Here is a 24537-nt window from a genome sequence, read left to right on the forward strand (position 1 = left end):
GACAATTTATGATGCCAAGCCGTTTCTTTAAATAAACAGTTAACCCATTTTCACATCTTCCTTTTCACTATTATGCACAGTAAAGTAAACGGCAAAAATACCCGCTATCATCATGAAGATCGGTACTACTATCGTAGAATATAAATTAAATTCTGGAGACCCAGAATACAAGAATGTTACTATTAAGATAGATGTTATGATCGTAGTGGCAACTGAGTTTTTCCTTAAACCAAAATATATCGGCACTAAAGAAATGATTGAATTAGTTAAGGCCAATAAAATAATGTTGGCTAACTGTTTTACAACGAATGGTAATGTTAATTCCCAAATAACAACACCGGATGTAACTTGTAACAAATAATAAAAACTATAAATAAGGAAAGATGATAATACGATTGAAAGAAATGTAAAAACAATGATAATAATCACTTTCGCCAATAAAATTTGTATTCGGTTAACTGGATAAGTAAATAACAAGAAGATAGTTTTATTTTTGTATTCCTCAATGATAAACTTGGAAATTAATACCCCTGCAAATAATACAAACACACCGTTTATAAATTGATTAACTATCTGTAAAATAACTTTATAGTCATTAGCAGTTGCGGTTCCTTCTGCACCTACTAAAAAAAAGAGTAACCAAGTAAAACCTAGAATACATAACGTACAAATAAATGATGCTACTATATTGCCTTTTATTTTAAATTTCGTTAATTCTAACTTTATAAGATTAAACATGCAAGCCACCTCTTTTTTCCCTTAGAAAATAATCTTCTTTAATACACTCTTTTCTGGCTTTTAAAGCGAGGATCTTCAATAAATATAATAATAAATGCATTGATAACGGTAATGATGAACTTTTCCTCTGAATTGATATGTCCATTACTATGTTCAATTAAATATAAAGTAAAATTAACTAATAGCACCATCCAATAAATTAATATTTTTAATTTTATAATGGCTAGTCTTTTTAAATTAAACATATCTTTTTTCTCCATTAATTAACTTCAAAAAATAATCCTCTAACGTACTTTGTTTTTTTGTAACGGATTCAATGTCCACGTCGTTTAATACGAAAGCTTTTGACAATTCATTCGTTGTAAATCCTGACTCATAAATTCTTATTAAATGCTGATCAAGAACTTTGAAGTTAGAAATATTTAGGATTCGATCTAAAACATAAGAAGCTTTCTTAACATCTTTTACCTGAACCTCAATAAACTCTACATGCTCCCCCTTAATATTTTCCATGGAGACTTCGGTTATTAACTTCCCTTCGCTAATTACCCCTATCGTATCAGCATTTTTTTCTAACTCACTCAAAATATGACTAGATATTAAGATCGTGACACCGTATTCCTTAGACAACATTTTAAATATTTCCCTAAACTCCTTAATTCCTACAGGATCTAAGCCATTGATTGGTTCGTCTAATATTAATAATTCTGGCTTCGTAATGATTGCTCTTGCCAGCCCCAATCTTTGCTTCATCCCTAATAAAAAATCCTTAACTTCCTTTCCCTCAATACCTTGTAAATTAACAAGTTTTAATACTTCGTCAATTGCATTTTCATTATGGAAGCCCATATATTTACAATGCAACTCCAAATTCTCTCTACCTGTAAGCTTTTCGTAAAAAATCGGATACTCAATAATAAGACCAAGCCTTTTAAAGATTTCATAAGATGTATTTGTAAGTTTCTCACCGAACATTTCAATTTCCCCGGCAGTTGGCTTTAAAAGACCTGTAATAAGCTTCATAACAGTCGTTTTCCCAGCACCATTCGGACCTAAAAAGCCATAAATTTTTCCTTTTTCGACTTTCAAATTGACATTTGAAATAACTTCTTTTCCATTAAAAATTTTTGTTAAATTATAAGTTTGTATTATAAATGACAAAAAATCTCTCCCCCTTTTGTTTTACTCCTTATAAATATATTTTATATATGTAATCTTTCAATTAACTAACATATATCTTAAAAAATTATTAAGTTGAGATCATTGACGAATCGGTTGTTGTTGGAAATGGCAACTTGTACAATGTTTTTAGTGCCATAAAAAAGAAAAACGATCATATTATATTGTTTGATAGTTATTTCAAAAATGCGTAAGTTCAAATATCATTTTGTTTATAATTATGATGACTCCATTAAATCATAGTATTTGTACCGTTATATTAATACAATTTATATAATACGAAGGAGTGTTTTTTCAATGAAAAAAGTTTTTATGCAGTTTTTGTTTCTAGTGAGTATATCATTTCTTTTAGTAGGTTGTAGCGCGGGGAATAAAAAATTTAATGATAAAAACTGGACCGATCACTTGGCGAAAACACAAAAAATTGAAGTGACATCACCGAACGAGGATAACGTGATTACTACGATTTCAGAAGATCAAGAAGTTAAAAACTTCATTGATTCGCTTAAACTTAATGAGTGGAAATCGAAAGAAATCCCTTCAGGAGCTGTGGAAGGAAATACAAAATGTACCAAGAAGATACGATTACAATTTCTGAATTAGGCAAAAACAATAACAAATTAAATGAAATTGCGGATATTACAGTGTATGAAAATATTCCTTATATTGAATTTCATATGAAAAATTATACATTTAGTTTCAAGGTTCCAAAAGAAGTGACCAAATATCTTTCTGAATATAAATAGTATAGGAGACTGTCTCAGAAGGGGTAATACAATAAAACCACAATGTTGATATATCAACATTGTTGAGCATTAAAGGGGCTTCCAATAGCTTAAAATCTAATTATTGGCCCCTTTCAGACTGTTGACAAACACTCGCATTCTGCGTTACTTGACTTCGTTGCCAAGCTTCTATTCGGCTTCCGCGTCGTGCTGCGTTCTTCTACTGTTAAGCGTTTTTAATTAGGCTGAGTAAGCAAATTCCCGAAAGGGTACCGCCCCCCGAAAGTTAGATTTATCACTCTAACTTTCGGGGATCGGTACCTTGCTACTCTTAAATGTATAACTATTTAGTTAAATTTCCCGACCACTTTAGGTTTGTAAGCTGGACTAAAATAGGCTGGCAATGCATAAGGTAAAGCTATTTTAGGTACAGTTTTTATAACTGGAGCAGAACCTGTTCCATAATAATAAGCTTGGAAAACAATTTTCGAACAGTAAGTTGGATTTTTCGACTTTATATTATCTGTAATAGCATAATGGTATTTTCTACCAACATAATTTCTAGAAGCCCAATCAGCGGCTGCATTCGCTATTTTTGAATTAGGAACTCTATAAACCGTTAATGTTTTCCTGTATTTTTTTACAAAATTATTTACTGACAAAACTTCTGGATAGTGTCTAGGGCCAGCTATATGTAAAACTTGAGTGGAGCTAAGTGCAATCCCAGCATGACCTGTCAAACCATTTTTAATAGTATGGTTAGAAATTAAAATATCGCCTTTTTTGATAGATGTAGTTATAGAGTTTGTAAGAGGATCTACTATTTCAAGTTTCTCATTAAAATCTTCTTCTAAATCATAAGAAATGCCGTTTTCTAATATTCCTGTAATCTCTAACCACTCTTCATAAGTTGTATCCTTTGATAATACATTATCATTTAATAAATGTACGTAATCATTTTTCAATGTGTTTGAAAAGCTCGATTCTTCATCAGTTAATTGGTTTTTTTGTGCATTAGTTTCATTAAGAGGTGTAAAAAATAAAAAAGAAATGATAATAATACTAAAAAACTTAAAAAACTTTTTCACCAGCAAAATCTCCTTTTTTAATTTTTACCATATTATTAAACTAAATGTTATTTATACTAAATACTAGCATATTTCCGAAAAAAACAATAGATTTATTATTTAATTTTCACTAGTATTCTCACTAGCATTGCATTAACATATTCAGATGATTTAAAATACTAGGAATTTAAAAAAATAATGTGATTGTAAAACAAAAAAATCCTTTACAATGGAAGTACAGGTGGTTCCTGTCCAAATCCAAATGTAAAGGAATACATCATGGACAAGAATACACTAATTACGTCATTTGGTAAATGGGTTTCACCAATAAATATTCAAAAGCTTTCTGAACTTGTTAAAGAACAAAAACAGGACTACTATACAAAGAAGTTTACAACGGAGTCTTATATTAAGTTTTTGCTTTTTGCCCAGCTTCATGAATATGAGAGCTTAGAAGAAATCAGTGATGCCCTTTTAGACGAAGATCTTCAGAAAATACTCGGATTTGAATCAATTAGTACATCTCAGTTATCACGAAAGAAAAATAATATCAATCCGCTCATTCTTTCTCATATGTTCTTGATTTTGTGTGGAAAATTCAACATTATCACATGAAAAGTGAAAAGAGAATGCCACTAAAAATCATTGATTCGAGTACTCTACCACTCAACTTAACTAACTATCAATGGGCGAAGTTTCGTCAAACAAAAGCAGGTGTAAAACTACATTTACGACTTGTATTCATGGATAAAAATGCTGTTTATCCAGAAAAAGCTGTCATTACAACGGCAAAAGAACATGACCGAAATCAGCTTGAAGTTCTGGTAGATGATAAAGAAGCTATGTACGTGTTTGATCGTGGCTATGTGGATTATGAACGATTTGATCGGATGACCGATGAAGGTTATTTTTTCGTATCACGACTGAAGAAAAATGCAGTCATTCGTGAAGTTCATTCTTTTTCAATTTCGGATGATTGCCCTGTACAATCCGACAAAAGGGTTTACATCGGTAGCATACAAAATCGAACAGAAAATGTCTTTCGTCTTCTTGAAGTCAAGGATACAAAAGGAAACTTCCTTCGTTTAATCACGAATCGCTTTGATTTAAGTGCTGAAGAAATCAGTGATATTTATCGTTCTCGTTGGGCCATTGAACTATTTTTCAAATGGCTGAAGCAGCACGTAGAAATTAAGCATTTTTATCGTATGAGTGAGACCGCGATTCAAAACCAAATTTTCTTAGCCCTTATCACCTATTGCCTAAATGTTCTCATTCAATTAGAGATGAAAAGTAGTAGTAAATCTTTACTTCGAATCACTCGCTGGTTAAAGAGAGCAATTTGGAAACCTTCTTATATTTGGACACGAAAGTTTGATGAACGCTCTAGTCCGTAAAAGAATCTTGTTGTTGTAACTCTGGGATAACTGTATATTGTTACCAAATGGACAGTACCACCTTTATTTAGGTCTTGTCTTTTTAATTCAAAAACGAAGAAATATATTAACAGAAAATTCTAACCCAATTTACGCAATGCTAATGAATTCATTTAGAAAACATTTTTTCCTCCTATTTATTAATTATCATATTTCATTAAATTCTAATAGACTGTTTTAACTTGCGTCCATTCCTTTCATGTTATCTTTCATAATCCATCTATGTAATAACTTAAAGAGAAGGTCTCTCTGCAGTTGTAACAACCGAACGAGCAAATAAATTTTAAAATTTAGCTTTTTCCTTTCATACTCCTGAAATTCTTATTACGAAGAATCTATTAAATACTACGTATACAGAGAGAGAATTCCCTCTATAATTGAACCCTTTTAACCCATTCCCTAAAAATAGAACTAAACTTAATTAAGAAGTTTCATCTTATATGCTTTTGAAACGATTCCTACCCTTGTTTGTACGTTCAGTTTCTTAGTTAAACTATTTATATAGTACTCTATCATTCTTTGCGAGTAATTCAATTCACTGGCAATTAGTTTATTTGGCATTTCATCGGCAATCATTTCAATTATTTTTAGTTCCTTTTGAGATATTTTTGATACTATTTTATCCAACATTATGCCTCCTTCATAAAGTTTAATTAAATTGTATCAAATTAACTGGGATTTTTTTTAACATTATTTTAATTTGCTCCAAATATGTATGTTTATGTATATTTTTATGTCCATTCAGCCCTATTTTTTCATTAGACAATTAGATACCTTTGTTGTTTTAAGAGTGCGTTCGCATTGGAATGAGCCTACTGCAACTATATTGTTTAACATAGGCTTTATCGGTAAGACAGCTTTGTATAATTTTTTCACGTATGATGAAAGCTTGAAAAAGTTTATAGTGGATTAAAAACAAATAGATATAAGTGGATAGAAATGAACAGCATCGAAGTTAAAATTAAATCGCTAAGCTTTTCAGAACGAAAGACCGACGCTCTAAAACCATAATAAATAAATTAGTTTTAAAGCTATCGGCTCGTTCAACAATGCTTTTAGTAACAGTTCAAACTAAGAGGTAAACTGCATTTAGGAAATAACGGCCAAATAACTAAATCATATTTAAATTAATTGATCATTTAATGTTAAATTTAGCTTTTAAAATATTCGATAATAGAATCCAACGCCCCAGAAAATCTTAATACTAGAAAGACAACACAAAAAATTGTAAATCCCAAACTTAATTTTTGCATCAGGGTTTTTTCTTTTTTATTTACGTTTGGCATAGTCCTTCCCCCTTTTGATAAATTTTTGATTTTGTACTTTTATATAACATTCCGACTACAATTGCTTATATGATAATTAACATGATAGTCGCATGTCTAGATAATGAGCCTGTTTCTAATACTCGCCTTAAATATTCATGTAAAATACTGAAGAAGATGAGCAACGGAATATTCCAAACAAAGAAATAATATAAGATTGTTCTTACAATAGAACCATTAAATAAATATCCAGAGCTATTTTTTTGACTCCTTTTAATCACACGGGCTAATAATATACGAGAAGCAATGTAGGTAAGGATAAATATTTGCAAAATCCCAAAAACAATATATTCAATTCTAACTGCTTCTAATAGACAGACAGTAACTAAATATATACTTGCATTTAAAAAAGTTAAAATATGAAGTAGTTTACTTCTACTTTTAAATAACTCTTGCGTATTTATCGGAATAGTAAACAATAATTCGCTATTAGTTGCATCATCAGACATTAATATATGCAAAGTGACCGTTATAATAACAAAAGTAAAAATATTAATTAAAACCGTCAATAATACCCCTGAAGAGGCAAATTGATTACGAATTTCAATTACACTCGTAAATAATATTGGTGAAACATAGACTGAGAACAGCTGTGGAGATCTAATTAAAAATAATAAATCTTTCTTTATAAAATGAGTATGAATATGTTTATGAATTACATTTGTTACGAATAATGAGTAGAATGATTTTTCTAAGTCTCTTGATGAAATTGTCAATAATCCTTTTTTATAACTATATGCTGTAATCCAATATGCAGCCGCAATGAAACATAAGGTATTTAAAGCAATAAAGATTGTAAACAAACCGACATCTATAAATTTTATATTATTAATCATTAAATATTTGGGATATTGTAATAAAAGATAAAGAAGATTTTCAATTAACTTATCCTGAATGAACAATAAAGATTTATAACCTTGCAAAAATACAATAATAACTATTACTCCAACAGAAGCAGCTGTCATTAGAGAATAAGCAACGGTTTTTAATCCTTTTCCTTTTGAAATTAAATAAGCAATAGCAAAAATAATATGAGTAATGGCACTAAAAAAAAATGACATTGCTACAATTTGTGGGATCGTAATTAAAACGATCTCTTTAGAAATATTTCCTGCAAGATAATTTGCCATTGCAAAAGGCATTAAAAACATAGTGTTAATAATAATAACTTCAATCGCAACGATTGAAAATCTTGATAAAATGATTTGAGAGTTCTTTACAGGGGCAATGAGAAGAATTTCTCGCTCCGGCGAGAGAAAATACTCCTTATAATATTTTTTTACAGCAGTTGAAAAAGAAATCAAACAGAGAAAAGCAAAGAATCCTACCATATACTTATTCATATTTTCTTGGATACCCTGCGGCAATAATCTAACAATAAAAAAAATCGTAAAAGTGATTAATAGAAATAATAAAATAATAGCAATTCTTTCAGCAATTTTTTCTTTTTTAGAACCTTTAGGGTTACGGCGATTAATTTTATATTTAAAGGAAAGATAGTTGATGAAGTTCATTAGACTACTCCCGTCCTTCTACAACAGATATTAAGTAATCTTCAACACTGACTAAATTTTCTCGTATCTCATTGACAAAAATATTTTCCTTAACAATAAGTCCATTATGAATAATAGAAACAGTATCTGCAATTTCTTCTATTGTATTTAGTGAGTGTGAAGATAAAAAAACAGTACCTCCATTTTGGGTATACTCCATTAACATTGCTTTAAATTGTTTAATACTTAATGGGTCTAAACCTAAAGTGGGTTCATCATAAACTAAAAGCTCTGGCTCATGAATAAGAGAGGATACGATTGAAACTTTCTGTTTATTCCCTCTTGAGAGGTTTTTAATCAAAGTATTTTTATACTTCTCTATTTCAAAATGACTAAGATATTTTTGAATTCTTTTCTCTATCTCTTTCAAATCTTCTAATCCAAATAAATATGCCATAAAGTTAAGATGTTCCAAAACCGTAAGTTTTTCAAAGACAGCCGGATAGTCTGGACAGTAACCGATATACTTTTTATGAGCTGGATGATTATAATCTATTTTTCTATCTTGAAAGATAACTTCCCCTTGATCAGGTATGATAATTCCCATTATGATTTTAATCGTTGTGGATTTACCAGCACCGTTTGTCCCTAAATACCCTGAAATTGTCCCTTTTTTAATCGTAAGGGAATCAATAGATAATACACATTGACCGTCATAATTTTTTTTTATTCCTTCCAAACGTAATATATCCAAGTTTGATTAACTCCTTTTATGTATATACCTAAATTTTGGAATATCTGAAATAATAGTATCCTTATTCCTTTAAATTGTCAAGATATAGGCTATCCAGGCAAGTTTTACCTTGCCGGATAGCCTTTTTATAATAAGCTTATAGGTTTAGCCAAGAATCATTCTGATAATCTCATACACTGAGTAACCTTTTAAAAACCAGTCAACAATTTTTCCTGGGTTATTTTTAATAAAGTTAAGAATTTTAAGAGCTTGTTCATAAGTTTTGGCTGTTGCAGCTACAGCTAAGTCCCAAGCCCATTTTAAAAATTTCGCTACTTTGTCCAAAGGTATTCTAGATACTAGTGCTTTTAAAGCATTATAGATTGCTGTTAACATTAGAAATCCTCCTAGTATAAAAAGTATTTTTTACCAAAGGCCTTTGGTACTTTCCATATTAAATGCAGAAGATGGAATAATCAATGGATTTTTCCTATTATTGCGTATCTCCGAAAAAATTGTCATTTTTTTTAATTCTATTATTAATTAATATTAAAAAGCCCTATATTTCCCATATTTATATACCAATATTCCTATTATTCTATAGATAAATTGTATGATTTACGTGTTTTCATTGTAATATATGTTGAAATTAATAAAAATATGGATAACATTATATATACTAATAACTGATGTAAATTTCTCAGTCATAAATACTTATCCTTTATAAGATTGGGCTTAACATGAAGCCTCCTCATACATGGCATGAATTATTCTACCGGGCCTACGCACCCCGCCATTCGAGGCTATCATTCTATGTAAAAGTAAGTGTATATATCCCTAAGTAGTTCTCGAAGTAGTACAGCATACTATAGTCTTAACTTCTATGAACTTTTTTGTGGCTTATCATAAAACTAAATACTGACAAAAGTCCAACACTGAATTTAATAACACCTATTGTTTGTAAGATTATTGGGTATGACATGATCCAGTAAATCGAACTCCTCTCTCGTATCTATGAATGTGTTGTACTTTTGCTGTTACTTTCATATAGATGGTCTCTTTTCCGCATAGTTAATGAAATTCCAAACCTTTTTATTTAGTTATTTCTCTTTCTTAATGGTTTACCTGAGTAGCTTGAAAGCCTATGATTTCAAATGCATGACATACGGTTCAATTTGCCAAGATCTCTTTTTGTGCTACACTATCTAATTTTTAACATAAGAAAGGAGTTTTTATCTATAAGAGTCAATAAAATACTGTTAACAATATAAATGTATCCATGAAACTAGTATTGCAAAAAAGAAATAATATATATGAGGTGGCTATGGATATTTTAAGCAGTCTGTTAGGCGCATTTATAGAGACATTTTTAATTTTAATGATTGGTTTTTATCTTATCGGCCTAGAGCTGAAAAACAGATTAATTGCAGTTTCAATTGTTAGCTTTTACGGAAGTGTCTTAATTATTATGTTAAAAAGCACTTTATCATTGGAAATTTATTTACTTATTCTCGTTTTATGTTTAGGTATATTGCTAGCGTTAATTTTGAATTTCAATATACTTCATTGTCTCCTACTGGTGTTTTTCGGAAGTCTTTGTTTGTTAATTGCCGAAAGTATTAGTTTTGCCCTTATTTTGCTTATAAGCAAGCCTTTGAATATTCAAGATCATTTTCTTGAACTGCATCCTTTAATTAAAGCTCTTCCTCATTGGACATTGTTAATGATTACTTATTTATTTTTAAAGAAGAAGGAAATACAAATTGTAAAAGGAAAACAGCTAGGAAAAATTCCTACAATTCATTTAGCGAATTTAGGAATAATCGGATCGTTAACACTATATTTTATTTGGTTTTATGAAAGGCATAACGAGTATATTATCAATTATCTTTCGACGGGATTCTTTATTGGCTCAACGATTACGATCTCATATTTATTTAAAGTCGGTTTAAATAGAAATATGGCGGAAATAGCAAGAAAAAATGAGGAACAATACGAAGAAGATGAAAAACAATATATCTCTCTTGTAGAATCGCAACGTCATGATTTTATACATCATTTATTAGCAGCTCACGGAATGCTTTCTGAAGGAAATAACGAGATGTGTAAAAACTATCTCAATGAAGTATTAAATGAAGCTTCTGTAATAAGTGAAGTCTTGCCTTTAAAATCGAGTGCTACTAGCGGGCTCTTACTGGCCTATAAAATGAAAGCAAGGCAAAAGGGAGTTACTATTAACTATAGTATTTTGGATAATTTAGCTGAAATACCTTGTAAAACATTTGAAACGAATCGAATTTTAGGTAATTTAATCCAAAATGCAATTGAAGAAGCTGAAAAAACGATCAAAAAGGAAGTAGCAATTTACATAAGAAAAAGCAAAAAATCTATTCAGATTGAAGTTTCTAATTATGGTGATATCGTTGAATTTTCCAATAATATTGATAAAATTTTTTTGCGCGGATTTTCTACCAAAGATTATACAGAAAATCAAGGTGCTGGACTAGTTAACGTTTACAAAATTGTAGAAAAATATAATGGATCAATATTCCCAGAAATCAAAAATGAACTAATAGTATTTACGGTTACTATTCCCATTAAAGTGAGGGTGATGAAAATATGAATTTCTATCCGAGTGAAATATCAAAAAATCTTTCTTCTGTTGTAGTCTTTTATCATCCAAAATACAAAGACAAAGAAGATAATATTCGCCATGGATTAGAGTGGATTATTTCTTGTCTAAATCAATTCCTTCTTGTTTTACTTCTCAGTTATCCTTTTAACCTTCATATGGAAGCTTTAATTTGCCTTGCAAGTGGAGCGTTGTTAAAAATGTTTGCTGGAGGTATTCATTTTTCAGGATACTTTAGATGTCTATTATTCAGTTCGTTTCAAGTCGTTTTAATCGCAACATTTAGCAACGCGTTAGATAAAGTCATATTTGTTCAATATATTCTATATCTTTTAATCTGTATATCTTTTTATATTCTACTAGTGAATGCTCCAAAGTTATACAAGAAAAAGGATCATTTTACTAACGAACAAAAAAACAAATTGAAAATAGCTGCACTTACAGTCTTTTTATTCTTAAGTATATACAGTTTGTTTTTGCAGCCATCCTATAAAATGTGTATATTAGCTAGCATGTTGTTGCAAGTTTATTCTGTTACAAAAATAGGTGAAATAACTACGTTATCTATCGATAACTGGTTATCCAATATATTACAAAAGAGGAGAGATATTTTATGAAATTTTTAGCTTCACTTTTGGGGTTTGTTGCTCTATTGACTGATAAAATAGCGACATTCAATAGCTGTTTTTGGTTTGCTTATGAACCAACCCCACCTGAAAAGAGGCAACATTTAAATGTTGACAAAAATTAATATAGCTATTGTCGATGATGAAGTTGCTGTTTTAAATCATTTGGTGAAGTTGTTTTCGAACATATCCGAAGTATCTCTAAAATGTATGACAACAAATGCAAACGAGTTAATAGAAAAGTTAAACACAATTAACATTGATGTAGTGCTTCTTGATATTAACATCCCTGAAATTGATGGCTTTCAGTTAGCAGACTATTTAAGATCAAACCATCCTTCTATAAAAATTATTTTTATGAGTGCATATCATGAATATGCATTAAAAGGTTATAACTTCTACCCAGAAGATTATCTTGTAAAACCAGTTAATTTTTTACGTTTAAAGCAAACAATAAATAGAATAACTAACCAATCAAACAGTATCGTAAATAATAAAATTGGGATTCGTTCAGACGGGGTTTTTAAGCTTATTAATGTCAACGAGATTAAATACGTGGAAAGGAAAGGCAGAAAAACAAGGATCTATTTAGAAAATAATCAAATTATCAATTGTAATGAAAATTTGAATGTGTTAGAACAAATGCTTGCAACAAAAGGATTTTATCGTACACATCAGTCGTTTTTAGTTCAGCTAGATAAAATTCAAGAAATTTCACCTGACAATTATATGAAATCATACAATATTAAATTAAAGGATTGTGAAACTAATATTAATGTTAGCAGGAATAAATACAAAGAATTAAAACAAGAGTTAGAAAAGTTTTTGCTAAGTTAAAACTAAACTGATAAATAAGTACAGGGTTTTGTATTTTTAAAAATCCTGTACTTTTATTGTAAGCCCGAATTCAAACAACGCATATAAAATAGAAGCACCTCCTGGTACGATAAGCGTATCTATTAAAAAAGGAGGTGCTTTTCAAATGCCACAACAAAAATTGACTATTGTCCCCGTTACATTACATACCAAAAACAATAATTCTTCTAGTTCAGTTCCAGCTGAGCTTTCCTCAAAACCTGCTTGCATGATTAAAACAGCAGCTGCGGAAATTGCCTTCTTCAACGGCGTAGAGGAGCACGTCATCCAAGCAATCATGAGGGAGTTGAAACATTGGTGAAACATGATTATACGGATGTGAAAAATATCTATATTATCTGTGGGAAAACGGATATGCGGAAGGGGATTGACGGATTGGCTACTCTAATTCAAGATTTTTTTGAATTAGACCCCTATGGCGACTCTATATTCTTATTTGCCGGATGGAAGAAAGATAGATATAAATGTCTGTATTTCGATGGGGATGGCTTCGCCATGCTCTATAAACGACTGGACAATGGTAAGCTACAATGGCCTAAAGATGAACAAGCAGTTCGTAATCTATCTCAGAAGGAGCTCAGGTGGTTGCTTGAGGGGTTATCCATTCAGCAGCCAAAGGCCATTCAACCATCGCCAAAAGGCGCGTTCTGAACTTTTTCTACCTATTTTTCCTTTATTTCAAGGTTTAAAATGATTATAATAGGAGTACGAAAATGGACGAAAAGTGGTGAACATTGTGGGAAAAGACTCTTCTTCAAAGGACAAATTAATTCAATTACTCGAAGAACAATTGGCTCATTCGAACCAGCAAAATAAAGAATTAATGAAGAAGATTGATTCTCTATCACAGCAAGTTCGCCAGCTAACAAAAGCTTTATATGGTTCTAAAACGGAGAAATCTAAATACAATGCGCCAGACGGGCAAGCCTCTTTATTTGATGATGATTCGTCTTTTAGCGATTCTGAGCACACAGAAGAACAAAGCCAACAGACGATTTCTTATACTGTTGTACGAAAAGTTCAAAAGAAAAAAAGAAACGATTCATTACATGATGACATTGAAGTAGATGACATTCATCATCATCCAGAAAATACAATCTGTGAGTGTTGCCAAGGGCAAATGATTGAGATCGGCAGCACAATCGTACGTGAAGAGGCAGAATTCATTCCAGCAAGGATGAAGAAAATTCAACACATTGAACATGCTTATGGGTGTACAAAATGTAAGGGGGATTCATCCCAACCAGCGCAAATAAAACGTGGGAAAGCACCACAACCAGTTATTCAACGCAGTATTACTAGTCCCAGTGTACTTGCCAAAGTTATCTATGATAAATTTGTGCAGTACTTACCCCTTCACCGTCAGGTGAAGGAATGGGTTCGTTATGGACTGGATACGAATGACAAAAACCTTTCCAATTGGGTCATTCGTGTAGCAGGTGATTGGCTACTTCCTATCTATGAACGAATGAAAACGATCATGATGGCAAAATCCGTTTTACATATTGATGAAACGTATGCAAAAATTATCAATCGTTCTGACGGTAAACCGGGTCAAGCCAATGCCTATAACTGGGTCTACCGAAGTATACCTTGCCAGGGGCCAACGATAGTTCTATTTCAAAGTTCATTATCACGTGCACGTTCAGTTCTTGAAAGTTTTATTGAAGATTATTCAGGAACGATTATCTGTGATGGTTATTCTGCATATGACAAAATTGAAGGAATCAGCTTTGCGAATTGTTGGGCTCATGTTCGGCGTTATTGGCTGAAAGCAGACAGCAAAAATGGCCGAATTGGTGTGAAGTATTGCGATGATTTGTATCGGCTCGAGAGGAAGTTTAAACATTTGTCCCCGAGTAAAACGTAGAAAAAAACGCAAAAAGTTTTCAAAGCCAATAGTGGAGGAATTCCTTAACTGGGTTGAAACATCGCCATTCTTCGGAAAAAATGCCCTTGCGAAGGCGGCAGAATATACACTTAATAGAGCTGATGGATTAAAGGCATTCTTATATGATGGCCGGATTGAAATTGATAATAATCCCGCGGAAAATGCCATCCGACCCAATGTCATTGGAAGAAAAAATTGGCTATTTTCGGTCAGCGAAGCTGGGGCAAAAGCCAACGCCATTTGTTTGAGTATCGCAGAAAAACAGCCAAAAGTAACGGCATCGATTTCTACGAATATATAAAAAAGCTTTTGACCGATCTACCAAATTGTAGTATCCATCAGAACCCTGAAATTTTAGATCAATATATGCCATGGTCGAAAATGATCAAGGCAGAATGTAGTAAATAAATGTAGTAAATAAATGAAATTAGCCGTATTTTGACCAAAAAGATCATGAAATACGGTTAATTGTCATGCGCACCAGAAGGTGCGCATATTTTTATAGTTCGGGCTTACCTTTTATTTTGCTAAACACCTAGATTAATTATTGAAGATGATTGATTAACAAATATCCAATTTTTATTAAAGATAAATTAAGGTTGTGGTAAAACTCTAATAAGATACCAATATTATACTAATTTGTGAAAGGAGCGATATAAAATGTGGGCAATTTGTTTTAATGAATTTAAAGGGCATTTTAAAAGTATTAAATCAATTATTGTAATAGCTATCATCTTCGGAGTAACTTTTCTTTCCGCAGACTTTATGACAAATGTAGCGGTTCAACTTGAATTAGAGGAATTAGGAACTGATCGATTTGCTATCGGAGCTTTCTTTATGATATTCGTATTTGGCTTCATTTTTATTACTGGTTTATCCCATGATTTAATTAACAGAGAAGTAAGCACTAGGACGATGAGATTCCTTGTAACAAAAACATCCAGAACAAAAATATTATTAGGTAAATATTTTGGCGTTTGGCTTTTTTGGCTCTTTTGCATCTTTACCTCTTTCATATTAATTACAATTATATCAAAAAATTTTCTATGGTCGGGGATCATCGAAAATATGATATTTATCTCTGCCGCCTTAGCCTTAAATTTAATTTTTTCAATTTTAATACCGAAACCATCAGTTTCTATGTTTTTTGGGATCGTTTTCGCTTTAGTTTTTCCAGTCATTAGTTTTTGGGCAATTTATGACGAAAGACTTTTTATTCATTGGTTTAAGTTCTTTACCCCTTATTACTATTCAACTATAGGACATTCTTACTTCCTTATTAACATTGGCTACACGGTTGTTTTGTTGCTTATTGCAATAAAGCTCTTTGAAAGGAGAGATTTATAGTGAACGTCATAGAAGCACATAACATGACAAAAATCTATGGACCGAAAACGGTTGTTAATAATGTGAATTTAATTGTAAAGAAAGGAGAAATATATGGATTTTTAGGTCGGAACGGCGCAGGGAAGTCGACCTTTATTAATATGATTACAGGGATTGTCAGACCGACTTCAGGTGAATTTAAGTTATTGAACGAATCGAAGCTAGATAAAGTTTATCATAGAATTGGCGTTCTTCCTGATTATTCAACGTTTTATGATTCATTAACAGCACTAGGACACCTTAAATATTATTCAAAAATTAATGGATATAGCATTTCTACAAAGGAAGGACAATCAATTTTAGATCGAGTAGGACTCCTTGAACATGCCAATAAAAAAGCAGGAAAATTTTCATTTGGTATGAAAAAGAAATTGGGAATTGCACAAGCCATTGTTCATAACCCAGAATTGATCTTCTTAGATGAACCAACTTCTGGGATTGATGCTGAATCGGGACTGAACATTCAGCAATTAATTCTAGACTTAAAAGCAGAGGGTAAGACGATTTTTATGACGTCCCATAATTTAAATGAGGTTGAAAAAATTTGTACCCGCATGGCAATTATGAAAGATGGATCTATCTTAAATGAAGGTACATTAGAAGATTTAAGAATGCGATATTCTTCCTCAATTGAAGTTGAAATTAAGCATTCGGCATTCTCTAATCGAGAAATTGATTTAATTCCTCAGTTTCTAAATTCAATTGGAAAGAATGTTAAAACTAAGGGCAATAAAACATCATTAGTGGTAAATTCGGAAGAAAAAATCCCTTCCATCGTCAGAGCATTAACGAACCATAAAATTGATATTTATCGATTAAACGTAAATGAACCTTCTTTGGAAGAAATATTTTTAGATAAAAGGAAAGAAAAGAAAAAAATATCGTAATATGACAGACTGTTGTCAAACGTTCGCATTGCTCGTTACTTGTACTTCGTTGTATAGCTTATGAACGACTGTCCTAATTACTTTCGCCTCGTACTGCGCAATACATTTTTTTGGGAGCTTTGGCTATTGAAAGCCCTTCTTTCCTAGCTGGTGACATCCAATAACCAGCTCCCTCCTTATTTTTAGAAAAAGAATGATTTCAAAGCATTAACACCCACAAGCTACTTTACTTAATAGTGCTCGCCTTTTGCTTACATGTTAATCATTTTGTTTGCTAATGAAAAAGAAAAGCACCTTATTTATTGGTAACAAAAATAAAAAGAACAAAAGGAAGACTTAGAAGCCACCTAATAACTGATTCTATTTAGTCTAAAAGAAAATACTGTTTTATCATATGGCTTGCTGGAAAGCGTAATTTCACCATCCATCAGTTCAATAAGCCGCTTCGTAATCGTCAATCCTAGCCCACTTCCCTGAAATGCTTTATTTCGGGAATCTTCAAGCGTGTACAATCTTTAAAAAACTTTTTGTTTATGTATTTCATCAATCCCCTTACCTTTGTCCCAAACATCAACATAAACATATTCATCTTCAACTCTTAAATCAAGTCCAATCAATTTCCCTTCATATCCATAGTTAATAGCATTTGAAATTAAATTATTTAACACCCGATTAAGAGCCTCTTCATTGCCTAATACATAGACGTTATCTTTCGGAATATTAATTTCAACTTCTATATTTTTGTTAGCTAAAATATCGTAAAAGGATAAGATATTTTTTCTGCATACTTCACTTAAATTCACTTTTGTCACTGGAACATCTTGATCACCAGATTCTAATTTTGCAAGATTAAAAAACTTATTAATTAGATCTAGTAATTCCACTGTTTTATTTTGTACCTTTTTCAGAGATTTCATTCTCTCTTCTTTACTTAATTCTTGATTCATTTGCAAGATTTCGATGTATCCTAATATAACTGTGAGTGGAGTTTTGAAATCGTGAGAGATATTTGAAAGCATTTTTTTTAATTCTTCTTCCGTTTTTTTATGATTTGCAATTGTTTTTTGGTTCTTATATAACAGATCGTTTATATCGGTTAAAATTTTCATTAAATATTGATCATTCGTCATAACTAACAGCTTTTCAGCTGTTTTTTTTTCAATAATGGTTTTTAATTTTCCATGTATGTATACTAAATGCTTATTTCTCACGATTATTTTCTGATATTGAATCCAAATGACCACAATGAAGATGATAATAATCATGAATAATACAACTGTCATTTAAAACTCCCCGAGCTTATATCCTATTCCCCATAAAGTTTTAATATATTGGGGTGAAGATGGATTTTCCTCTATTTTTTCTCTAATTCTTCTAATATGAACATTAATGATATTCTCATCTCCATAATAATCTTCATGCCAAATCAAGTTATAAATTTGCTCTTTCGTATAAACTCTGCTAGGATTTTGCACAAACAGCTTTAAAATATTAAATTCCTTTGCTGTTAATTGTAATTTTTCCCCATTTTTCACAACCGAATAGTTGGATAAATCTACTTGCAAGTTACCAATCTGCAAAAAGTTTTTTCCTTCCTCTCTCTTCGATTGTGTATAATCAGTTGCACGTCTAATTGCAGCCTTTACTCTTGCTGTAAGCTCAATCATTGAAAAAGGCTTTGAGATATAATCATCCGCACCAAAGCCCAGTCCTAATGCTTTATCAACATCACTATCTTTAGCAGACATGATTAAGATAGGAATTAAGCTTTTTTCTCTTATAATTTTCATAAATGTCATACCATCAAGCTTCGGCAGCATTAGATCAAGAAGGATAATATCAAAAGAGTCATTAAAAAATGTGTGAACTGCTTCTTCCCCATCATATGCCACTTTTACAATGAAGCCTTCTTTTAATAAATGACTTTCCACCATTTCTGCAATAGATTCATCATCTTCAACAAGTAATACATTATGTTTCATGATTTTATCCCTCCGTTAAACATAAATCAGCTCCTTTTATTTTACGTCATTTCTATCCAAATAGGCCATTTTTTAAATAATTTCCATCATATAAAGCGGTTAATTAAAATTAAAGGATAGGGCTATTTTGTATTCAGAAGCCCTACCATTAAAAAACATAAAAGTGTTAAGAATGTGTCTTCTTTATTATTTTCACTTTAATAATTTTATTCCGATCCATTTCAAGAATTTCAAAATGAAGATGATGATATTCAAATGTTTCTCCTTCAACTGGAATATGTTCAAGCTCTTTTAAGATGAAGCCAGCTAAAATATCAGTATCTTCTGGAAGCTTAATTTTAAAAGCCTCATTTAGTCGATAGATGAGCAGTCTTCCATGACAAATCATGTATGAATCGGTTAATTCATAAATTAATACTTCATCTTCAATGTCTGTTTCATCTTCAATTTCCTGGCCAATCATTGCTTCAATAATATCCTAATGCGTTATCATTCCCATCGTTCCACCGTACTCATCTAATACAACCGCTAAATGTTTCTTTTCCTTCAACATCATTTTAAAAACCTTTTCAATCGCGGTAGATTCCACAACAAACAATGGTTGCTTATCAATAAAATTTTCTAACTTCTTCTTTGGCTCCATAGACCATTCCAAAAGCCTTTTAGAATGAAATACCCCAACGATATTATCAATATCCCCTTTATAAATTGGGTACCTCGTATAACGATTATTCATAATCGTATTTCTTGTTTCCTCAAAGGTACTATTAATTGGAATACCAATCATATCAATTCTTGGAGTTTTAAGTGCATCACGCACATCCATACTGTAAAAATCAATTGCTCCTTTAATTCGCATAGTTTCTTCATTTCGAAATGTTCCTTCAGCATAAGCAATATCAACCATTGTTTTTAACTCTTCTTTGGAAAGCGTAGCTTCTTGAACTTCACCTTTTGAAATAAGCCTAATGACCATGTTTGAAAACCTGGATATTAAAAAGGTGACTGGTTTTAAAATGATAATTAACAATCTAATCACTGGAGCCACGATATAGGCAATTTTATCAGCAAACGTTGCAGCAATCGTTTTTGGTAACACTTCAGCAAAAACAATAAGCACAACGGTCAAAATTCCAGTTGCAACTCCAACGTTCCACCCATACTCGATCGCAATCATTGTCACTAAAGTAGGCAGCATAATATTTGCAATGTTATTCCCAATTAAAATGCTCGTTATTAATTGATCTGGTTTAGAAATCAACTTTAAGAGCTTTAGGGATTTTTTATCATCATTTTCCGCTCGTGAATGCACTTTCATTTTATTCACAGCAGTCAATGCCGTTTCACTGCCTGAGAGGAAAAACGACATAAGCATAAAAAAAAGAATGGCAAATAACAACGGATGTTCAATCCTTTCAAAAAAAGATATTCCCGTTTTAGTATAAAAATAAAACGATCAGCTAGCTTTTAGCCACAAAAGAGGTATTAAACGAACAGCTAAAAATAGATGATTTTAATCGGACCCTTTTACAACATAGACTGCTTTTTCATTAAAATTATTATTATTTTCCGTTTGTTTTTATATATTGCCTTAAATTAAACAGTCCTACTCTAATAATATCTTTCCCTTAAAAAGTGATCAAACTTAAATTTTATAAAAAAAAAGACTTCTCAGTTCAAATTAGAACTAAAAAGCCTTTTTCTTTATTTACAGATGAATATTCCTCGTTAATCCAATATCTTTCATTGTTTTTAAACCTGGTTTTGTATCAACTGCAACTGTTTTCGCTGTATTAATAATAATCGATGCCGTTGCAGAGTCGCCAAAAACGCCACCTGGAATGACAAGCTTTTGCCTCATGTCACCTTCTATTTCGATTACATCCTCAGACTCAGATACTGAGGTAGCCATTACAAGATCAAGCTCTATTGTTTTTCCATCTTTTGTCGACCCTTTGGAAACTTGATGAAGTCCATTTACTTCCCCAGCCTTTACATGAAAATGTGGTAAAGAAATTGGTTTATCTGTCACCTTTGGCAAAATTGAGTTTTCAACATGTGAGAGCTCTAAATTCAGACCAGCAGCAACGAGACGCAGCGATTCTTCAAGACCAACGTGACCAATTTTATCTGCTTTAGCAAGGCTGTTGAACTCTTCTTCTGCCATTCCGACCCCAACTTTCTTTTGTAAAGGAAGTCGACGTTTTTTCACATCAACACGACGAGAAACTCGAATCGACGAAATGTCACTTAAAACTGATGTTAAACTTAAAACGAGCGTATCCATCACATACCCTGGATTTACGCCTGAACCAATAACAGTCAATCCCTTTTCAGACGCATAATGATCAATTTCCTTTGATAGTTCAGGATAGCGACTCCATGGATATGAAAGCTGTTCACAAGTTGAAACAACGGAAAATCCATTATCCAATAATTCTTTCATTTGGGGCCATACTGCTTTTAAATTTGACCCAGTAGCGTGAATTGCAATCCTTTGTTGATCACTTTTAGCCTTGACATCTTTAATTGAAGGAACGACAAATATTCCTCGCTCAGTTCTGCCGGTTAATTCACCAATATCTTTCCCAACTTTATTTGGATCAATATCAACAGCACCAATCACTTTTCCCGGTAAATATTCTTCGCATTTTTTCAATATTTCTAGACCAATTGGTCCTAAACCATAAACAACAAGCTCAATATTTTTTAATGTGTTTGACATATTGATTACCCCTTTATCCTGTTTATTTTCTCCACAAATCGATATCTCTGTTTTCACTAAAATGCTAACAGAATTTTTTAATGTTGAGAAATACAGGATTCTTATATATTAATAATTAATGATTATTAATATATTATATTTAATTAAGGGACTTTATAAATTCAGTTTTAAATTAGCAAGTAATTTTACAATGTGTTTTTTATTTAATCGAATGTAAGGACTGTCTTCCCAAACCGCAGAAATTGAGCTTTCTAAATAAATATCTTCAAGTTCCAAACTTTTCACATCAATAAAATCAATTAGTTTAAACATGTCCACCGGCATAAGCGTTACACCAAAATTGTTAGAGACGAGGTAAGCAATAGTCAATAATTCAGAACCGCTGCATATCGTTTTTGGAATAAAGCCGGCTGTTGCACAAGCTGTTTGGAGTAACTGATGGAGAGCTGGAGATTGAATTGAATCATAATGTAAAAAAAAATCATCACTTAATTCTTTTAACTTGATCTTCTCTCGTGAAGCAAGCCTATGATCAGAAGAGACAACTGCTCGAATTGGAGAGCGTTTCAATTCTAAATATTTGATCCCCTCTTGTTCATTCGACTCAAAATTTACTGGCGTCCTTATGAAACCAAGATGATATTCTCTATTTTTAATTAACTCTACTACATGAGCAGAAGTCGTCTCTTTTATGCTAAATTCAATATTTGGATAATGGATATGAAGTTGATTTAAAATAATCGGTAAATAGAGACTAGCTGCCGAGGGAATAGTTGCAATCTTCACTAAATGGGGCAGCGTCTTCGAATCGATCACATTAAATACTGTATTTTCAATTTGATCAAACGAAGGAGCAGTTTTCTCAAACAAGTATCTACCTTCTTCAGTGAGCTCGACCTTTCTCGTTGTCCGATAAAGAAGTTTCACTCCAAGCTTTTCCTCTAGTAAATTGATCTGTTGACTAATACCAGGTTGAGATACGTGTAAGTTTTTGGAGGCTTCTGTAAAATTTAATGTTTTAGCTACTTCAATAAAATAACGTAAAGATAGTAAGTTCATCGTTTCACCCTTATGTTTTATTTATCTATCCGCACAAACTGCAAATCCTTGAAGCTCTTAAATGGATTTAGTAAAACAAAAAAAATTGTAGATGATTACAGACTGTGATAAATGCTTGCATTAACGACTAATGACTGCTAAAATCTCCCCGCCAAGGCTGTCTAAGCGATTTTTAGCCTTTAGGCGGGATCTTTTCCATCATCGCTTTTATAATAAATCTCTTCTTAAATCTGCGGCTGATTTTGGTGATAAATATCCAGGTGCAATATCAAACACAGTTTTCGCGCCTGTTTGACCTTCCTTATTTAAACGATAAGCAGCACGCGCATATGCTGTTAAAACACTTGCTGTAAATTCCGGATTACTATTTAATTTTAAAGAAAACTCTATAATTTGATTATTGCCTTCGCCTGTTGTACCGCTATGAATAACAAAGCCACCGTGAGGCATTTTTGAATGATTTTCTTTCAGTTCTGACTCTGTAATAAAATGTACAGTTGTCTCATAATCTGCAAAATAGTTCGGCATTGTTTTTATATCCCGCTCTATTTTGGCTTTATCGGCCCCTTCTTCAGCAACGACATAACATTCTCTTTTATGTTTCTCACTTGTAGACAATGAAGGATTTTCTCCGCTTCTTACTCTATCAATCGCTGTTTCAGAAGGAATCGTATATTGTACGCCTCCCTTTACCCCTTCTACTCTGCGAATCGCATCGGAATGCCCTTGGCTTAAACCTTTTCCCCAAAATGTATATGTTTCTCCTTTAGGTAAAATGGATGCAGACATCATTCGATTAATTGAAAATAACCCAGGGTCCCAGCCAACTGAAATAATACTCGTTTTTCCGCTCATGTTAGCTACTTCGTTAACTAACTCATAATAGGCCGGAATTTTTGCATGAGTGTCAAAACTATCAACCGTATTAAATAATCTTGCAAAAGCAGGACCCTGCTCTGGAAGATCCCGAGCTGAACCTCCACACAAAATCATTACATCAATATCTGCTTGGTAACGTTCAGCTTCTGAAATATGTATGACCTTTACATTTTTATCAATTACATTTACACTTTCAGGACTTCGCCGTGAAAAGACAGCTACAAGCTCCATATCTGAATTTTGTTTTATTGCTGCTTCAACACCTCTGCCTAAATTGCCGTAACCAACAATTCCGATTCTTATTTGCTTCCCCATCGTTTTTCCCTCCTGTATTGCTTTACTTCCTTACATGGTAACTTTTTTTTTTTTAATGCGCAATAATAGGGAATAAGCAATCCATTTTCATAAAATGCGGCGATTGTTTTTTCATTGTTCTGAACCATTATTAAATTAGATCGACCTTCTCAATATTTCGAATTGCTAAATAAGCGGTATAAGCTCCGATGAGTGCGAGTGTAATAGGAATTAAAATAATATGATTTAATGTAAATCCGTTACTATTTGAGCAAACAATCGCAACGATTAAAATCGAAGAAGTGATAGTCGCTGGAATAGAATAATTTTTCAATCCAAAAAATAACGGAATTAGACTCATTCCTGTTGCCCCCAATGCATTTAACATTTTGATTGCGTTTTCTACTATAATATTTATTGTTAAAGTACTTAAAATTAAATGTTGACTTTCGCTATACAAGCAAAATACAATCGAAACAAGTATATTTGATAATACAATTGCGCTAAAAGTAAAAAAGATAACCACTAACAGCTTTGCGGCAATTCATTTTTTTCTACTAATAGGGTACATAAATAAAACAGTAATCGTCTTGTTTTTAAACTC

25 protein-coding genes and 3 pseudogenes are annotated in these 24537 nt (G+C 32.0%); 12 read left to right on the forward strand and 16 right to left on the reverse strand.

Annotation, left to right across the window (positions count from 1 at the left end; all coding sequences use genetic code 11):
* Window positions 1-39 precede the first annotated feature (39 nt).
* Both K6959_RS15755 and K6959_RS15760 read right to left on the reverse strand, forming a co-directional pair.
* On the reverse strand, window positions 40-738 hold the full coding sequence (locus tag K6959_RS15755; RefSeq protein WP_163243315.1) for an ABC transporter permease: 699 nt from the start codon (window positions 736-738) through the stop codon (window positions 40-42).
* A gap of 237 nt (window positions 739-975) precedes the next feature.
* Window positions 976-1899, reverse strand: coding sequence for an ATP-binding cassette domain-containing protein (locus K6959_RS15760; protein ID WP_223086986.1), 924 nt, complete (start codon window positions 1897-1899; stop codon window positions 976-978).
* A gap of 315 nt (window positions 1900-2214) precedes the next feature.
* Here K6959_RS15760 and K6959_RS15765 point away from each other — a divergent pair, with 315 nt between their 5' ends.
* A complete protein-coding gene (locus tag K6959_RS15765; RefSeq protein WP_163243318.1) occupies window positions 2215-2520 on the forward strand; it encodes a hypothetical protein in 306 nt (101 codons plus the stop codon).
* Window positions 2484-2663 carry a hypothetical protein gene (locus K6959_RS15770; protein WP_163243319.1) on the forward strand — a complete coding sequence of 60 codons (180 nt, stop codon included), beginning with the start codon at window positions 2484-2486 and terminating at the stop codon, window positions 2661-2663. The genes K6959_RS15765 and K6959_RS15770 overlap by 37 nt, the downstream gene beginning before the upstream one ends.
* 326 nt (window positions 2664-2989) lie before the next feature.
* Here K6959_RS15770 and K6959_RS15775 read toward each other — a convergent pair whose 3' ends face one another.
* On the reverse strand, window positions 2990-3730 hold the full coding sequence (locus tag K6959_RS15775) for a YiiX/YebB-like N1pC/P60 family cysteine hydrolase (RefSeq protein ID WP_163243320.1): 741 nt from the start codon (window positions 3728-3730) through the stop codon (window positions 2990-2992).
* A gap of 258 nt (window positions 3731-3988) precedes the next feature.
* Here K6959_RS15775 and K6959_RS15780 point away from each other — a divergent pair.
* Window positions 3989-5106, forward strand: a pseudogene (locus tag K6959_RS15780) (IS4 family transposase).
* 456 nt (window positions 5107-5562) lie between these two features.
* Here the strand turns inward: K6959_RS15780 and K6959_RS15785 are convergent.
* The 5 genes from K6959_RS15785 to K6959_RS15800 all read right to left on the reverse strand — a co-directional run bounded on the left by K6959_RS15785 (window position 5563) and on the right by K6959_RS15800 (window position 9092).
* Window positions 5563-5772 (reverse strand): response regulator transcription factor, encoded by a 210-nt coding sequence (locus tag K6959_RS15785; RefSeq protein ID WP_374058382.1) that lies wholly within the window; start codon window positions 5770-5772, stop codon window positions 5563-5565.
* Window positions 5773-6296: 524 nt separating this feature from the next.
* Complete coding sequence (locus tag K6959_RS19360) at window positions 6297-6431, reverse strand: hypothetical protein (RefSeq protein ID WP_258561202.1); 135 nt, start codon at window positions 6429-6431, stop codon at window positions 6297-6299.
* A 65-nt stretch (window positions 6432-6496) separates the two neighbouring features.
* Complete coding sequence (locus tag K6959_RS15790; RefSeq protein WP_223086988.1) at window positions 6497-7984, reverse strand: elicitor-associated permease-like protein; 1488 nt, start codon at window positions 7982-7984, stop codon at window positions 6497-6499.
* Between the two features lie 4 nt (window positions 7985-7988).
* Entirely contained in the window at window positions 7989-8717 is a 729-nt protein-coding gene (locus tag K6959_RS15795; RefSeq protein ID WP_163243468.1) for an ABC transporter ATP-binding protein, read from the reverse strand.
* Window positions 8718-8861: 144 nt separating this feature from the next.
* Window positions 8862-9092: an AMEP412 family response elicitor gene (locus K6959_RS15800; RefSeq protein ID WP_223086989.1), complete on the reverse strand. Its 231-nt coding sequence runs from the start codon at window positions 9090-9092 to the stop codon at window positions 8862-8864.
* 928 nt (window positions 9093-10020) lie between these two features.
* Here K6959_RS15800 and K6959_RS15805 point away from each other — a divergent pair.
* The 9 genes and pseudogenes from K6959_RS15805 to K6959_RS15845 all read left to right on the forward strand — a co-directional run bounded on the left by K6959_RS15805 (window position 10021) and on the right by K6959_RS15845 (window position 16994).
* The gene (locus K6959_RS15805) at window positions 10021-11319 is read left to right on the forward strand and encodes a sensor histidine kinase (protein ID WP_223086991.1); all 1299 of its coding nucleotides are present in this window, start codon (window positions 10021-10023) and stop codon (window positions 11317-11319) included.
* Window positions 11316-11945, forward strand: coding sequence for an accessory gene regulator B family protein (locus K6959_RS15810; RefSeq protein ID WP_163243465.1), 630 nt, complete (start codon window positions 11316-11318; stop codon window positions 11943-11945). Before K6959_RS15805 ends, K6959_RS15810 begins: the two co-directional genes overlap by 4 nt.
* On the forward strand, window positions 11942-12079 hold the full coding sequence (locus K6959_RS15815; protein ID WP_163243464.1) for a cyclic lactone autoinducer peptide: 138 nt from the start codon (window positions 11942-11944) through the stop codon (window positions 12077-12079). Before K6959_RS15810 ends, K6959_RS15815 begins: the two co-directional genes overlap by 4 nt.
* Window positions 12063-12791 carry a LytR/AlgR family response regulator transcription factor gene (locus tag K6959_RS15820; RefSeq protein ID WP_163243463.1) on the forward strand — a complete coding sequence of 243 codons (729 nt, stop codon included), beginning with the start codon at window positions 12063-12065 and terminating at the stop codon, window positions 12789-12791. The genes K6959_RS15815 and K6959_RS15820 overlap by 17 nt, the downstream gene beginning before the upstream one ends.
* Window positions 12792-12936: 145 nt before the next feature.
* Window positions 12937-13131: a hypothetical protein gene (locus K6959_RS15825; protein ID WP_223086993.1), complete on the forward strand. Its 195-nt coding sequence runs from the start codon at window positions 12937-12939 to the stop codon at window positions 13129-13131.
* Complete coding sequence (gene tnpB, locus K6959_RS15830) at window positions 13128-13481, forward strand: IS66 family insertion sequence element accessory protein TnpB (RefSeq protein ID WP_262421998.1); 354 nt, start codon at window positions 13128-13130, stop codon at window positions 13479-13481. The genes K6959_RS15825 and tnpB overlap by 4 nt, the downstream gene beginning before the upstream one ends.
* Before the next feature lie 85 nt (window positions 13482-13566).
* Window positions 13567-15129, forward strand: a pseudogene (tnpC, locus tag K6959_RS15835) (IS66 family transposase).
* Between the two features lie 252 nt (window positions 15130-15381).
* Window positions 15382-16068, forward strand: coding sequence for an ABC-2 transporter permease (locus tag K6959_RS15840; protein WP_163240375.1), 687 nt, complete (start codon window positions 15382-15384; stop codon window positions 16066-16068).
* On the forward strand, window positions 16068-16994 hold the full coding sequence (locus K6959_RS15845; protein ID WP_163240377.1) for an ABC transporter ATP-binding protein: 927 nt from the start codon (window positions 16068-16070) through the stop codon (window positions 16992-16994). Before K6959_RS15840 ends, K6959_RS15845 begins: the two co-directional genes overlap by 1 nt.
* Before the next feature lie 347 nt (window positions 16995-17341).
* Here K6959_RS15845 and K6959_RS15850 read toward each other — a convergent pair.
* The 8 genes and pseudogenes from K6959_RS15850 to K6959_RS19370 form a co-directional block, all read right to left on the reverse strand.
* Window positions 17342-18277 (reverse strand): annotated as a pseudogene (locus tag K6959_RS15850) (sensor histidine kinase).
* Complete coding sequence (locus K6959_RS15855; RefSeq protein ID WP_223086995.1) at window positions 18278-18976, reverse strand: response regulator transcription factor; 699 nt, start codon at window positions 18974-18976, stop codon at window positions 18278-18280.
* Window positions 18977-19142: 166 nt separating this feature from the next.
* Window positions 19143-19439, reverse strand: coding sequence for a transporter associated domain-containing protein (locus K6959_RS19715; RefSeq protein WP_316252503.1), 297 nt, complete (start codon window positions 19437-19439; stop codon window positions 19143-19145).
* Between the two features lie 15 nt (window positions 19440-19454).
* The gene (locus K6959_RS15860; protein ID WP_316252504.1) at window positions 19455-20312 is read right to left on the reverse strand and encodes a CNNM domain-containing protein; all 858 of its coding nucleotides are present in this window, start codon (window positions 20310-20312) and stop codon (window positions 19455-19457) included.
* Window positions 20313-20684: 372 nt separating this feature from the next.
* Window positions 20685-21701, reverse strand: a complete 1017-nt coding sequence (locus K6959_RS15865) for an NAD(P)H-dependent amine dehydrogenase family protein (protein ID WP_223086997.1) — start codon at window positions 21699-21701, stop codon at window positions 20685-20687.
* A gap of 153 nt (window positions 21702-21854) precedes the next feature.
* Window positions 21855-22760: a LysR family transcriptional regulator gene (locus tag K6959_RS15870; protein ID WP_163240387.1), complete on the reverse strand. Its 906-nt coding sequence runs from the start codon at window positions 22758-22760 to the stop codon at window positions 21855-21857.
* 207 nt (window positions 22761-22967) lie between these two features.
* A complete protein-coding gene (locus K6959_RS15875) occupies window positions 22968-23954 on the reverse strand; it encodes a diaminopimelate dehydrogenase (RefSeq protein WP_163240389.1) in 987 nt (328 codons plus the stop codon).
* Window positions 23955-24084: 130 nt separating this feature from the next.
* Window positions 24085-24294, reverse strand: coding sequence for a hypothetical protein (locus tag K6959_RS19370; protein ID WP_246234530.1), 210 nt, complete (start codon window positions 24292-24294; stop codon window positions 24085-24087).
* Window positions 24295-24537: the final 243 nt, after the last annotated feature.

This window comes from Bacillus aquiflavi (assembly GCF_019915265.1).
GTDB classification, from domain to species: Bacteria; Bacillota; Bacilli; order Bacillales; family Cytobacillaceae; genus Bacillus_BT; species Bacillus_BT aquiflavi.